Annotated in this window: 11 protein-coding genes, 1 tRNA gene and 1 pseudogene; 8 read left to right on the top strand and 5 right to left on the bottom strand. The window is 75.8% G+C overall.

Features of this window, described 5'->3' with window-relative positions; genetic code table 11:
- The first annotated feature begins 424 nt into the window (after positions 1-424).
- Positions 425-745, top strand: coding sequence for a hypothetical protein (locus tag ACLWS4_RS32295; RefSeq protein WP_416875993.1), 321 nt, complete (start codon positions 425-427; stop codon positions 743-745).
- A 434-nt stretch (positions 746-1,179) separates the two neighbouring features.
- The gene (locus ACLWS4_RS32290) at positions 1,180-2,316 is read left to right on the top strand and encodes an HAD family hydrolase (RefSeq protein ID WP_416875992.1); all 1,137 of its coding nucleotides are present in this window, start codon (positions 1,180-1,182) and stop codon (positions 2,314-2,316) included.
- 126 nt (positions 2,317-2,442) lie between these two features.
- On the opposite strand, the gene ACLWS4_RS32285 is transcribed toward ACLWS4_RS32290, so the two are convergent.
- Positions 2,443-3,249 (bottom strand): GNAT family N-acetyltransferase, encoded by an 807-nt coding sequence (locus ACLWS4_RS32285; protein ID WP_416875991.1) that lies wholly within the window; start codon positions 3,247-3,249, stop codon positions 2,443-2,445.
- Between the two features lie 1,019 nt (positions 3,250-4,268).
- Between ACLWS4_RS32285 and ACLWS4_RS32280 the strand changes: the two are divergent.
- The 5 genes and pseudogenes from ACLWS4_RS32280 to ACLWS4_RS32260 all read left to right on the top strand — a co-directional run.
- Positions 4,269-5,274, top strand: a pseudogene (locus ACLWS4_RS32280) (helix-turn-helix domain-containing protein); the annotation flags it as partial.
- Positions 5,275-6,121: 847 nt separating this feature from the next.
- A complete protein-coding gene (gene orn / locus ACLWS4_RS32275) occupies positions 6,122-6,724 on the top strand; it encodes an oligoribonuclease (RefSeq protein ID WP_049660762.1) in 603 nt (200 codons plus the stop codon).
- A 187-nt stretch (positions 6,725-6,911) separates the two neighbouring features.
- Positions 6,912-6,987 (top strand) — tRNA-His (locus tag ACLWS4_RS32270).
- A 217-nt stretch (positions 6,988-7,204) separates the two neighbouring features.
- A complete protein-coding gene (locus ACLWS4_RS32265) occupies positions 7,205-7,651 on the top strand; it encodes a DUF4442 domain-containing protein (protein ID WP_049660764.1) in 447 nt (148 codons plus the stop codon).
- A 109-nt stretch (positions 7,652-7,760) separates the two neighbouring features.
- A complete protein-coding gene (locus ACLWS4_RS32260) occupies positions 7,761-8,669 on the top strand; it encodes a hypothetical protein (RefSeq protein WP_416875990.1) in 909 nt (302 codons plus the stop codon).
- 118 nt (positions 8,670-8,787) lie between these two features.
- Here the strand turns inward: ACLWS4_RS32260 and ACLWS4_RS32255 are convergent, their stop codons facing one another.
- The 3 genes from ACLWS4_RS32255 to ACLWS4_RS32245 all read right to left on the bottom strand — a co-directional run bounded on the left by ACLWS4_RS32255 (position 8,788) and on the right by ACLWS4_RS32245 (position 10,928).
- On the bottom strand, positions 8,788-9,246 hold the full coding sequence (locus tag ACLWS4_RS32255; protein ID WP_416875989.1) for a GNAT family N-acetyltransferase: 459 nt from the start codon (positions 9,244-9,246) through the stop codon (positions 8,788-8,790).
- A gap of 155 nt (positions 9,247-9,401) precedes the next feature.
- Positions 9,402-10,307 carry a spermidine synthase gene (locus tag ACLWS4_RS32250; RefSeq protein WP_049657326.1) on the bottom strand — a complete coding sequence of 302 codons (906 nt, stop codon included), beginning with the start codon at positions 10,305-10,307 and terminating at the stop codon, positions 9,402-9,404.
- A 105-nt stretch (positions 10,308-10,412) separates the two neighbouring features.
- On the bottom strand, positions 10,413-10,928 hold the full coding sequence (locus tag ACLWS4_RS32245; RefSeq protein WP_310593138.1) for a hypothetical protein: 516 nt from the start codon (positions 10,926-10,928) through the stop codon (positions 10,413-10,415).
- Positions 10,929-11,190: 262 nt separating this feature from the next.
- On the opposite strand from ACLWS4_RS32245, the gene ACLWS4_RS32240 reads away from it, so the two are divergent.
- Entirely contained in the window at positions 11,191-12,813 is a 1,623-nt protein-coding gene (locus ACLWS4_RS32240) for a tetratricopeptide repeat protein (RefSeq protein ID WP_375877331.1), read from the top strand.
- Between the two features lie 55 nt (positions 12,814-12,868).
- On the opposite strand, the gene ACLWS4_RS32235 is transcribed toward ACLWS4_RS32240, so the two are convergent.
- The gene (locus tag ACLWS4_RS32235) at positions 12,869-13,525 is read right to left on the bottom strand and encodes a histidine phosphatase family protein (protein WP_074005115.1); all 657 of its coding nucleotides are present in this window, start codon (positions 13,523-13,525) and stop codon (positions 12,869-12,871) included.
- Between the last annotated feature and the right edge of the window lie 62 nt (positions 13,526-13,587).

The following is a 13,587-nucleotide window of genomic DNA, read 5'->3' as shown; positions in this document are numbered from 1 at the left end:
GGTACTCGGCCCCCGGGCCCAGGCGGCCTGTCACCGGAACCCCGGCGGGGTCGGCCGGAGGCTCGCCACGCCGCTGGCGGGGCCCCGGGCGGTCACGGCGGGCGAGGCCGCTCCGGCGGGCGAGGCCGCGCAGAGCGCGTGCGAAGCCCAGCGGGCCGTCGCGCCCGGGGCCGGGCTCCCCTGGCTCCGCGGGCTGTGGCACGTCGGCCGCCGGCCGGGCCGCGCGAGCCGCTCCGGCCGCCTCGAACCCTTCCGCGTCGTCGGCGACGCCGCCGTCGTCGACCCGCTCGTGGCCCGTCCGCACGCCCGGGATGCGGCCCGAGGCCTCGGCGCGCGCGTCGGCTCGTTCGCCGGCAGTGTCGGCAGGCCCGTCGACAGACCCGCCCGCGCTGCCGTCCCCGCGGCCTCCGTCGCGTTCGCCGCCATGGCCACGGTCGCGTTCGTCGCCGTGGCTGCCGTAACTACCGTGGCTGCCGTCCTGGTCGTTGTGATCGTCGTGGTCGTCGCCGAGGCGGTCACTGTGGTGGTCACGGCCGTCCTCGCCGCGCTGGTCGGCGCACAGCTCGGCGCGGCCGTCGGAACGATCGGCGGCAGGCCCGCGGGCCGGGTCCACGCTGCGGGACGTGTCCGGTTCAACCGGTCGGGGAGGCTCAAAACCAGCCATGGCTCACGGCTCTTCGATGGAGAGGGGCCGACAGGAGAGGAGGACAACGCTGCCCGGGCAGCAGGCCCGCCCACGGGATGACGTCGGTCTGCGCCGCGCAGCACCGTATGTGACCTGTTCCTTTCAGAGTACGACGGGCTTGGGGCCCCGCCCAGCGAGGAAGCCCCGGAGCGACGTTGTTCCCGCGAAAGGGGGATGCGCCCGCCGAGGCTGTGCGCCCCGCCCACAGGCGATCGCGCCCCCTCCGGAAAGGAGGTTCCCTGGAGCTTGACTGAGCGGACCGGGCGGCGCAACAGCCCCACGGGACACCGTGACCGGACTGTCATGGATCGGCGACGATCCGTTGCGGCGCGTCGCGAACCGTGACGTCCGACCTGCCCCGACAGTCCCGGTGAACCCGTGCCTCACCGCCCGCCACGGGGGTGCGGAGGCCGTTTCAGCCAACGCGTACGGCTTCGCGACGCCGTCTGGCATTTGCCATATGCATAGGCGCGGCCGCTGGCACCATGCTCGGCATGTCCCTGCTCCTGTTCGACCTCGACAACACCCTGCTGCCCCGGGACGCCGCCTACCGGGCCTGGGCGCAGGACTTCCTGTCCGAGCACGACCTCCCGCCGGTCGACCTCGACTGGTTCGTCACCCTCGACGGCGGCGGCTACGTACCGCGCAGCACCGTACTGTCGGCGGTCCGGCGGCGCTACGGGCTGGACGTCTCCGCCGACTTCCTGACCGCTCACTACCGACGCGGCATCAACTCCCACATCCACTGCCCGCCCCGGCACATCGAGGCGCTCCGGGTCGCCCGGGCCGCCGGGTGGACGCTGGGGATCGTCAGCAACGGCGGCACCCGGCCGCAGTTGGAGAAGATCCGGCGGACCGGGCTCGGCCCCCTGGTCGACGGCTGGGTCATCTCCGAGGAGGCCGACTGCGTCAAACCGGACCCGCTGATCTTCGAGATGGCGGCCCAGCGGTGCGGCATCGCCCCCACCGGGGACTGGGCCGAGCACACCTGGATGATCGGGGACCACGCGCCCGCCGACATCGCCGGTGCCGAACTCACCGGACTGCGGAGCGTCTGGCTGCACCACGGCCGGCCGTGGGCGGAGAGCGGCTACCGGCCGACGCTGAAGGCGGCCGGTCTGCCGGAGGCCGTCGGCCAGGTCCTCGCCGCGCGGAACGCGCCCTCGCCGCGGCCGGACGTCCGCTCCGGCGGGCCGCTCCGGAAGGCCGCGGCGGGAGCACCGGTTCACGCGACGGCGCTGGTCGGCGCACGGTCCGGCGCACATCCCGTGGTGGCCGCCGTGGACGGCCCGAGTGCATCCGTTCCCGCGACCGCCGGGACCGCCGGCCAGGCCACCGCCGCAGGTGGGCCGGGTGTCCGAAACCGATCCGGCGGGTTTGCCCTGATCGCCGAGGCCCGTCCGGAGACCGGCCCGGGCTCCGGGACCAGGGTGGGGAGCAGACCGGGTCCGGCCGCGGACGGCCTCCGCCCCGCACCGGCCGCGGCCGGCGCCGCGGCCAACGCCACGGCCGGAGCCGTCCGTCCGAAGCCCCTCGGCAGCGGGCCCGACGGCGCCGTCCCCGCCCGGACCGCCTTTGCCGCCGTGCCCCCTGCGGCCTCGTCTGCGGCGTCGTCCGCGGCCGCCCCGTAACGCCTCGGCCACACCCCGCCCGAGTCCCCTCCGCTTCCCCGCTCCCCCGCTCCCCCGCCGCCCCTGCCCGCCCCCGCGCCGCCGTCAGCCGTTCGCCCGCTCCACCGACTCCACCCGCCGCCCCGGCTACGCCGTCGCCGCCACCGCTGTACGGGTCCACCAGCAGGTGCGGGCCTGCTCGACGAACCCGAGCTTGCGGTAGAGCGGTTCGCCGAGCGCGGTGGCGACCAGGGTGGCCGGGCGGTCCGGGTGCGCGTGGGCCAGCGCGGTCCGGAGGACGGCGCTGGCCGCGCCCCGGCCGCGCTGCTCGGGCAGGGTGGCGACCCAGTACACGCCGGTTGCCTGGCCGTCGTCATAGGTGAGGCAGGTGCCCGCCACCGCGCCGTCGACACGGCCGAGCCAGCCCCGCCAGCCGGGTACGTCCAGCAGTCGCTCCGGGAGGGCCTCGCCCCGGACCCAGGGCTGTCGGGCGGGCAGCGGGAAGCCCTCCACGATCGTCCGCTCGACCAGGGCGAAGCTGTCGCCGTCCCGCGCCTCATCGACCGTCAGGACGCCGCCCCCGTGCGCCTCCGAGACCACGGGCAGGTCGGTGGTCGTGCCCTCGACCGGCCCTGGGTCGCGGACCATCACCGGCATGAGCGGCATCCGGGTGGCGCCGAGGCCGGTGAGGTCGAGCCCGTCGTACGGGTCCTCCACGGTGCAGCGTATGGTCGACCAATCGGCCATCAGCTCCGCCAACTCCTGCTCCACGGCGGCCGGTTCGTCGTAGGGGCGGGTCACCACGATGCGGTGCGCGTCGTCCGGGGTCCGGGCGCACCGGACCGCGGTCAGCCCCGGGCGGGTGCGGGACTGCCAGCCGTGGACGCGGGCTTGGGCGAGCCAGAAGGCGGCGGCGTTGTCGTTGGCCCGTTCGAGCCGGCTGTTGGTGTTCACGGCAGGACCGTAACCCGGTGCTCCGGTTCCCGGTTCCGCCGTCCCAGGCTTGGCCGGATGAAGCCTGGGAGGCGCACGACTTCTCCCCGTGCGCCCCCTCGTGCACCGCCGATTTTCGGTCAATTTCGCGCCGATCCCTCCCGCTTGGGCAAATCCGCAGCCCAGACCAGCCGGCCGGGCGCACCGGAGCCGGACGCCCCAGGAACCGTCCCGCGACAACCAGCCACCGTTGCCCCGGCCCTCTTCCCAGAAAGGTCGACGGGTGCCACGCTTCGTGATCGAATGCATCACGCCAAATTGCCATGTCGACATAGCGTCGGATGGTGAACTTGTCACAACGGCAATGGTCCACCCGATAGATTTCGATCTTGGCCAGCAGTGCCGCACCACCCACACCACACCACCGAGGGGGCTTGAGCGCCTTGAGCAGGGTGAGCAGGAGCGACGCGGGTCCTGACAGCGGCCAGGCGGCGGCCGGCAGCTCGGGTCGGTCCGCGAGAAGCACTGGCACCGCCGCGATCGCCACCACCCGCACCTCCGGCACCCCGGGCGCCGCCTCGCACTCCTCGTACTCCGCGGTGCCCTCCCCCGGGGCGGGCACCGGCATCGGCCCCGGCGCGGCGCCGGCCACGGCGGACCACGGCGCGGCGGCATCCTACGGAGGACAGCCCGCCTACGGGGGCCAGCCGGCCTTCGGCGGACAGTCCTTCGGCGGACAACCCGTCAGCCGAGGACCCGTCAGTCCCGGCCAGACCTACGGCGGCGAGCACCCGGGCCATTCCAGCCACCCGGGACATCCCGCCCACCCCGGCCATTCCGGCCACCCGGGCTACGGCGGCCAGCTCGGTCACCCCGGTCATTCCGGCCACCCCGGCTACGGCGGCGGCACCCCGGGCCCGAACGGCGGCGGCACCGTCGCCGCCGGGCCGGGCGGCGGTCCGCTCGGCGGCCTCGCGCTCGGCTCCGGCCACGGCCCGCTGGGCCACGGCGGGCCCGGAGCGAACGGCTCCCCGACCCCGGTGACGGCCTCCGCCCCGCGCAAGCTGTCCGGCCGGCGCCGCCGGGAGACCGTCGCGGTGCTGATCTTCGGCGGCGCCCCGATCTTCGAGAGCTCCATCCCGCTCTCCGTCTTCGGCGTGGACCGCCAGGACGCCGGGGTGCCCCGCTACCGCCTGCTGGTCTGCGCCGGTGAGGAGGGCCCGCTGGCCACCACCGGCGGACTGACCCTCTCCGCGCCGTACGGCCTGGAGGCGCTCGCCCGGGCCGGCACGATCGTCGTACCGGCCTGGCGCTCGATCTCCCAGCCCCCGCCGGTCGAGGCGATCACCGCCCTGCGCAAGGCCCACCACGAGGGCGCCCGGATCATCGGGCTCTGCACCGGTGCCTTCGTACTGGCCGCCGCCGGCCTGCTCGACGGCCGCCCGGCGACCACCCACTGGATGTACGCGCCGACGCTGGCCAAGCGCTACCCGCGGGTCCACGTCGACCCGCGCGAGCTGTTCGTCGACGACGGCGACGTGCTCACCTCGGCCGGCACCGCCGCCGGCATCGACCTGTGCCTGCACGTGGTGCGCAGCGACCACGGCGCCGAGGCGGCCAACGCGCTGGCCCGCCGCCTGGTGGTGCCGAGCCGCCGCGGCGGCGGAGGACAGGCCCAGTACATCGATCAGTCTTTACCTGAAGAGATCGGCAACGACCCGCTGGCCGAGGTGGTCACCTGGGCGCTGGAGAACCTCAACCAGCAGTTCGACGTCGAGGTGCTGGCGGCTCGCGCGTACATGAGCCGGCGCACCTTCGACCGGCGGTTCCGCACGCTCACCGGCAGCGCGCCGTTGCAGTGGCTGATCACCCAGCGGGTGCTCCAGGCGCAGCGGCTGCTGGAGACCTCGGAACTGTCGGTGGACGACGTCGCGCGCCGGTGCGGGTTCCGTTCGCCGGTGGCGCTGCGCGGGCACTTCCGCCGCCAGCTCGGGGTCTCCCCGGCCGCGTACCGGACCAGCTACCGGGCCCGCCGTCCCGGTCAGCAGCCGACCGCGCCGGCCGGTGCGCTCGGCGACCTGCGGCTGTCCGGAGCGATCCCGCACCCGGCGGGCGCGGTCGTCCCGGCGGGCGGTGCGCTGTTCGGCGGGGCCCACGGCATGCCGTCGGGGCAGCCGTTCCCGGCCGGTCCGGGCGCGCCGCTCCCGGTCGGCTCGCACGGGCAGCCGGTGCCGCACGGTCAGCACGGGCAGCCGGGCGGCCACGGCCAGCCCGGCGGGTTCGGTCCGGGCCAGGTCGGGACGCCGACCGGCCAGGCCTTCCACGCCCGCGGCGGTCAGCCGTACCCGCACCAGCAGGCCTCGCAGCAGTCGCACCCCGGGCAGCAGGGTGCGGCTGGGCGCGGTCCGCTGCGGCCGCCGGTGGTTCCGCCGCAGGCCGGGTCGGGGACCGGTCGTCCGCCGCGCACCGCCGAGCACGCGGCGGCGGAGGACGGCCTCCCCCAGCCGGGGGTGCGCGGTCAGGGCCAGGGGCACCGGAGCGCGGCCGAGCGGCCCGCGGACGACCCCGGTTCGGCCGGGCGCGGCCACGGCGCGGCCACCGGACGGATGCCGGCCCCGGCCGGGCAGCCGGGCTCCGGCCCGGGCGAGCTCCGCGGCCGCCAGGCCCGGGCTCCGCAGGTCCGCGGCCAGGCCGGCCGACCCGCGCCCGAGGGCGCCCGGGCGGCGCGCGAGGTCCGGACCGGACGGGACGGCCACACGGTCCTGACCGGCCGGGAGGACGAGCACCCGGACGGCCATGGCACGCACGACGGACCGGAGGAGCACCAGACCGAGGCACCCCGCTCGGCTCCACCGGTCCCCGCGGCGCGTGATCGCGCCGTAGGGTGAGTTGTGTGAATGACCGTTTGGTATGGATCGACTGTGAGATGACCGGCCTCGACCTCGACCAGGACGCCCTGGTCGAGGTCGCGGTGCTGGTGACGGACTCCGAGCTGAACATCCTCGGCGAGGGCGTGGACGTCATCATCCGGCCGCCGGCCGAGGCGCTGGCGAACATGCCCGAGGTGGTGCGCGAGATGCACACCGCCTCCGGGCTGCTGGAGGAGCTGGAGCAGGGCGTGACCCTGGCCGAGGCCGAGGAGCGGGTGCTCGCCTACGTGCGCGAGCACGTGCCGGAGGCCGGGAAGACCCCGCTGTGCGGCAACTCGGTGGCCACCGACCGCGGCTTCCTGGCCCGGGACATGCCGGCCCTGGAGAAGCACCTGCACTACCGGATCGTGGACGTCTCCTCGATCAAGGAGCTGGCCCGCCGCTGGTACCCGAAGGCGTACTACAACAGCCCGCAGAAGGGCGGCAACCACCGGGCGCTCGCCGACATCCGGGAGAGCATCGACGAACTGCGGTACTACCGCGAGGCGGTGTTCGTCCCGCAGCCCGGCCCGGACGCCGACACCGCGCGGGCGATCGCCGGGAAGTACCAGGCCCCGGCGGGCTGAGCCCGGGCCCGCCCCGGGCGGCCCACCCCGGAATCGCCCGGAGCCGCCCGGCGGGCCCCCTGTCGGAGGGACCGGGAAGGTGCCCGCGTTCGCCGGAGCGAAACCCTGGCGCGAGCACCCTCTCGGATCCTGTAGAGTTCTTCCTGTCGGAACGGGAACGCGAGAGCGGGAACGGGCCGGACAGATGGTGGGTGTAGCTCAGTTGGTAGAGCACCTGGTTGTGGTCCAGGTGGCCGCGGGTTCGAGTCCCGTCACTCACCCCAGAGCCTGAGGGGCCGATCTCTTCAAGAGATCGGCCCCTCAGGCGTTTCCGCCTCCCTCGGTCAAACACGGCCTCGGTCGAACACCACCTCAGCCGGACACGGCCTCAGCTGCGCACGCGCCCCCTCGTCCGCGTGTGCGCTCCCTCACACGCGCCCGCCGGATCGGCTTTGCGGCGACCCCTGCCCTCAGAAGCTACCGACTAGTAACATCGTCGCCATGACCACTCCCACGATCGGCCAGATGCTCGACTCCACCGTGCCGATGGCGCACACCCTCAAGCTGGAGTACCTGGAGACCACCCCGGAGCGCGCCGTGCTCCGCCTCCCGGACCAGCCCGCATACCACAACCACGTCGGCGGCCCGCACGCCGGCGCGATGTTCACGCTGGCCGAGTCCGCCAGCGGCTGCATCGTGCTCGCCGCCTTCGGCGACCAGCTGTCCCGGGCCGTGCCGCTCGCCGTGAACGCCGAGATCGCGTACAAGAAGCTGGCCATGGGCGAGGTCACCGCCACCGCGCTGCTCGGCCGCCCGGCCGCCGAGGTCGTCGCCGAGCTGGACGCCGGCGGCCGCCCCGAGTTCCCGGTCACCGTCGAGATCACCCGCGCCGACGGCGCCGTCACCGGCGTGATGACGGTCACCTGGACCCTGCGCCCCAACTCCTGACCGCCACCCGGTCGGTGGCCCCGGGAGAACAGGCCCGGGGCCACCCGTACGATGACTGTCCGTGACGGCGGGCGTGACCTCACCGCCCGGCCGCTCGTTCTCGATTCACGTGCGAGCCAATCACGCGACCAAGCCCCAGGAACCCGTCCCCCGCGGCGCCCCGCGCGGCGTCGCCGGCGCCCGCCGCGGGATCGCCCGGCGGCTGCCCCGCCCCCGGGTCGTCGCGGCCGCCGGGGCCCTGCTCGCACAGCTCTGGGGATTCGGCGCCCCCGGGGCGTACGCGGCCACCGCCGACCCGGTACCGGCCCCGGCCCGGCCCACCGTCCGCCGCGCGCTGCAGGCCGCACCGGCACTCGACCGGCCGGTGCTCGACCGGCCGGTACTCGACGGACCCGCCCTCGACGGGCAGTCAGCCGAACGTCCCGTCGGGTCCGGGCCACCGGGCCGCTCCCCCGGGCCCGCCGGGGAGCCGACCGGCAACGGCCCCGCCGACGGGATCACCGGCGTCGCCGGAGCCGTCGGCGGCACCCTCCAGGAACGCATCCGGGCCGGCGGCCTACCCCTGCCCGGCCAGCGGGCGGCCGTCCCCGACGCCTTCGCGCTCGCCTCCGGCCTGCTCGGCACCGTCCCCGCCCAGGCCCGGCCCGACGGCCCCCGCGCCTCCCGCGAGGGCGAACCCGCCGACCCGCCCTCCGCCACCCGGCACCGCGGCGGCGCCCTCTCCGCCGTCCCCCGGCAGCGCGAGGCCGCGACGGAACCCCTGCTCCAGGAGGCGGCCACCGCCGTCGACGAGGGCGGACCCACCACCGAAGCCGGCAGCACGGCGGACTCCACCGCCACCCCCGCGCCGGACCATGGCAACACGCCCGAGACGACGGCCATCGCCGACACCGCCACGGCGGCCGGCTCCGGAGACGGCTCCGCCACCGCGACCGCCGTCCTCGTCCCCATCGCCGCCGGACTCCTGCTCACCGGAGCGGCCATGTGCAAGCACCGCGGACTGCCGCGCGGCCACTGAGCGGCCCCGGCCGCGGCGGACCGCCCCGTAGGCATGGGGACGCTGCGCAGCCGCGAGAAGGCGGCGGGACGCCTCCGATCACCGGACCCAGGGCCGGACGGCAGCGCTCCGCCCCCGCCTAAGGCGTGGCCAGCTCCACGGCCAGCAGCGGGAGTTCGCGCCCCGGGATCGAACCGGACGGGACGGCGCCGATCCGGATGGCGCCCATCGCGAGGTAGAACGGCTCGGCGTTCGGGTCGGATTCGATGGTGAGCCGAGACAGGCCGAGTGCCACGGCCAGGCCCCTCGCCCGCTCGAACAGCGCGCGGCCGACGCCACGGCCGATCGACTCGGGCTCGATGAAGAGCAAGTCCAGCGACCCGGTCGGCGGCGCCCCGGAGAGCGAGACGAAGCCCAGGACCCGCCCGCCGTCCTCGGCCACCGCCGTGGCCGACCGCTCGATCACACCGGCGTCCACCGTCAGCTCCGCCCGGCAGGCGGCCATGAACGCCTCGTCGTAGCCCCAGTACGCCTTGGACCGCAGCGCGATGCCGGTGAGCAGCGCGGCCTCCTCCGGCCGGGCCGGTCTGATCTCCATGACGCCCCCTCGGGTCGCTGGCCGGACGGCAGCGCCATTGTCGGCCGCGACTCGGTCGTCGGCAAACGGTTTTACGGCCGGCGGAGCAGGCGCGGAGAAGCGGTGCGGAGAAGCACCCGCAGGACCGCCGGGCCCCTACGCCGACGAGCGGCCCGTCAGCGGAACACCCCCGGCGGCGGTTCCGGGGACGGGGCCGCCGTGGCGTCCGTCGCCGGGACGGCGCCGGCCGCGAAGTCGGTGAGGGCGCGGCCGTGTTCGACCCGGGCGTGGGCGGGGTCGGAGGCGGCGCGGCGGGTGAGTTCGGCGATCGGCAGCGGGGTGTGGGCGGCGGCCAGGACGAGGTTGCCGAAGCGCTTGCCGCGCAGCACGGCGGGGTCGGCGATCAGGCAGAGCTCGGGGAAGACCGCGGCGAGGGTGGCGACCTGGGAGCGGGCGAAGGGCAGGGCGCCGCCGTCGGCGATGTTGGCGGCGTACCAGCCGCCGGGGGCGAGGGCGCGGGCGGCGAGGGTGGTGAACTCGACGGTGGTGCAGTGGGCCGGGGTGCGGGCCCCGGAGAAGACGTCGGTGATCACCAGGTCGACGCTGTCCTCGGGGGTGCGTTCCAGCACGCCGCGGGCGTCCGCACCGCGCACCTTGATCTGCCAGCCGCGTTCCAGGGGGAGTTCGGCGCGGACGAGTTCGGTGAGCGCGGTGTCGATCTCGGCGACCTGCTGGCGGGAGCGCGGCCGGGTCGCGGCGGTGTAGCGGGCGAGGGTGAGGGCGCCGCCGCCGAGGTGCAGGACGGTGAGCGGGCGGCCGGGCGGGGCGACCAGGTCGATCAGGTGGCCGAGCCGGCGCTGGTACTCAAAGCCGAGGCGGGTGGGGTCGGCGAGGTCGACGAGGGACTGCGGGGCGCCGTCGATCAGCAGCGACCAGGCGGCGGGGCGGTCGCGGTCGGGGCGCAGCTCGGCGAGGCCGGAGCCGACGGGGCGGCTGAGCGGGCCCTGGGCGTGGGTGCGTCCGCCCGGTCCGGTGGTGGCCTCGGGTTCCGGTCCGCGTGCGGCTCTGCTGCTTCGTCCCATGGCGGCCATTATCGCCGCCGCCGGGGGACGTCCGCTGGTCAGGGGCGTGCCACGGGGGCCCGGCCGGAGGTCGACTGGCCCGGCGGGGTCCGCGCGGCACGCCCGCTAGAACGGGCCGAGGCCGCCCGCGGTGAGTGTGCAGGCGGCCTCGCAGAGGGCGGATCGGAGGACCCAGGCGTCGGTGGGGCGGGCGGTGCGGCCGGTGCCGGAGGGCGGGATCACCCAGCGCGGGTCGGTGGCGGCGGGCAGCAGGGCGCCCGCGGTACAGGAGCTGCCGGGCAGGTGCCAGGTCTCCCAGGTGCCGGCCGGGACGAGGAAGGAGACGGTGCTGCCGTTGCGGCTCTGCAGGACGACTCCGCAGGCGCGGCGCAGTCTCAGGATGTCGACGGCCTCCAGGCCGTGCCGCAGGGCGACGGTCACGGTGTCGCAGGCGCTGACGACGGCTCCCTCCTCGGGGACGGTGCGCTCGCGCCGGTGGCCGCCGCGGGGGAGGCGGCCGCCTTCGACCGGTCCCCGGCCGGAGAGCCGGTCGTCGGCGGGTTCGGGGAGCAGGGCGGGGGCCGCGCCGGCGAGCACTCCCCCGGGGACGGGTCGGTACTGCGGCAGTCCGGTGGCCATCATGGGCTCTCCTGTACCTCGTCGGGTCCGGAAGCACAGCCGTTGGGAGGGGCCACCCGGCTGGGACGGGCCGGGCGACGGCGTGGGCTTCTTCCTCGTACCAGGACAACGCGGGGGTCGTGGCGCAGGCCACGGGGCGCATTACAGCAAGGCATGGCATTTCATGGCGGATACCCCGCAACATCGCCCTTTTTACCCGGGATTGACACGATATGTCCCACCAACCGAATGTGTCCGCTCGGTGACTCCGAGTACTCTCGGCGCCATGGCAGCCACCCCACCGGCCGAGCCGAACCGTCCGTCCCCCAACGCCGTGATGCGCGCACTGCGCGGCGACCGCTCTCCCGGCGAGTTCGCCACGGCCGTCCGCAGGGCCGCCCGCGAGATCGGCGAGCACGTGTCCTGCGACGCCCGGTACGTCGGGCGGGTCGAGTCCGGTGAGATCCGCTGCCCCAACTACGCCTACGAGCGGGTGTTCCGGCACATGTGGCCGGACCGCGCGCTCACCGACCTCGGCTTCGCCCCCCGGACCTCCGTCCGCCGCCGCCCGGCGGACCGGTCCGTCGGGTGGAACGAACCCCCTCCGCTCCACCCGACGTTCCCGCCCCCGCCCGCCCCGCGCTCACCTCTCTCCACTCAACTCCCGTACGCTGCCTCGCCGTACACGGATCCAGCCGCACCGGACGGGCCCCCGTGGCCGAGCCGCGGGACGGTGCCCAGGGGGCCCGATGGATCGCCCAATCTCGACGAGGAGAACGACGACGTGCGTCGCCGTACGTTCCTGGCCGGCGGCACCACCGCGCTGGCCTCCGTGATCGGCATCGACCGACCGGCCTCGGCGGCCGGCCGGCAGGCCGGCGCCGACGGCGCCCCCGGTGCGCTCGCCGGCCAAGGCGCCTTCCCCGGTGCGGAGTTCACCGCGCCGTCGCTGCTCGGCGGCGAACCGCTGGTGCCCGGCCGGCCCGGGCCGGTGGGGCCGCTGCGCCGGGTCGGCGCCGCCGAGGTGCTCGGCGTGGAACAGGCCGTCCGGGAGATCCGGCTGGCCGACGACGCGCACGGCGCCGACGCCCTGTACGAGCTCGCCGGGCGGTCGCTGCGCAACGCGTACGTGCTGCTCAACGAGTGCGAGTACAGCCCGGAGACGGAACGCCGACTGCAGACCGGGGCGGGCGAACTCGCCATCTCCGTCGGCTGGTTGGCCCACGACTCGAACCGGCTCGCGGACGCCCGCTCGTTCTACTCCGAGGCGCTCGCCACCGCCCGGATGGCCGGGGACTCCGCCCTGGAGGCGCACGTCTTCTGCAACAGCGCCTTCCTGGCCCGGGACGCCGGCCGCCCGCGCGAGGCGCTGCGCGCCGCCCAGGCCGGGCAGGTCGCCGCCCGGGGCCTGGGCTCCGAGCGGCTGCTCGCCCTGCTGGCCATGCGCGAGGCCGGCGCCTGGGCGCTGCTCCAGGACCGCGTCTCCTGCGAGCGCGCGCTCGGCCGGGCGTACGCCCTGTTCGACCGGGGCCCCGGCGGGCGGGACCCGGAGTGGATGTCCTTCTTCGGCGAGGCCGAGATCGCCGGCCTCCAGTCGCAGTGCTGGTCGGCGCTCGGCGACTGGGACCGCGCCAGCGAGCAGGCCGGGCTGGCGATAGCGCTCCAGAAGCCGCACTTCGTCCGCAACCGGGTGCTGTACACCGCCGAGCTGGCCCACGACCGGCTCGGTCGCGGGGACCTGGCGGGGGCGGCGCACCACGGCTCGGCCGCCGTCGCGCTGTTCGGCGCCGTCCGCTCGGCCCGGATCCGGAGCATGCTCGCGGACACCGCCGGGCGGCTGCGCCCGCACGTCGCGGTGCCCGAGGTGCGCCGGTTCCTGACCGACTACGACCGGGCGGCGGCCGCCTGAGCCCCGCCGCCCGGCCTAGCCTCGACGGGTCCCGGAGCCGCCCGGCACAGCCGGCTCAGTGCCCGGCGGCCAGGCCCTCCAGGTGGGACAGGTCGTTCCAGACCTCCACCGCCGGGGCGCCGTACTCCCAGGACAGCACGCACAGCGCGGCCGTACCGAGCTTGAACCGCTGGGCGTACTCGGGCGGCAGGCCCAGCCAGCGGGCGGTGAGGATGCGCAGCAGGTGGCCGTGGGCGAACAGGATCACGTCCCGGTCGGCGCAGTGCATCACGGTGGTGTCCGGGGCGGGGACGCCGTGCTCCTCGTTGAGGCCGGCCAGGAAGGCGTCCACCCGGGCGGCCACCTCGGAGAGCTTCTCGCCGCCGGGCACCCCGTCGCGCCAGATCAGCCAGCCGGGCTGGTCACTGGAGCGGATGTCCGCGCCGGTGCGGCCCTCGTACCGGCCGTAGTCCCACTCCATCAGCTCCGGACGCTCCACCGCGCGGTCGCCGAAGCCGGCCAGCTCGCAGGTCTCCTTGGCCCGGCCGAGCGGGCTGGTGTAGACGAGCGCGTCCGGCAGCCCGTTCCAGGGGGCCTTGGCGAGGCGGGCGCCGAGGGCCCGGGCCATCGCCCGGCCCTCCTCGGTCAGCGGGATGTCGGTGCGGCCGGTGTGGCGGCCGGTGGCGGACCACTCGGTCTCGCCGTGGCGGACCAGCACGATGCGGGCGGGCATGGGGACTCCTAGCGACGGGGCGGTGGCAACGGTCGGTCGGTCTCACCATTGAGCACCGGGCT

Source organism: Kitasatospora sp. SC0581 (genome assembly GCF_048159585.1).
GTDB lineage: Bacteria > Actinomycetota > Actinomycetes > Streptomycetales > Streptomycetaceae > Kitasatospora.
This window is presented reverse-complemented; position numbering and strand designations above follow the sequence as displayed.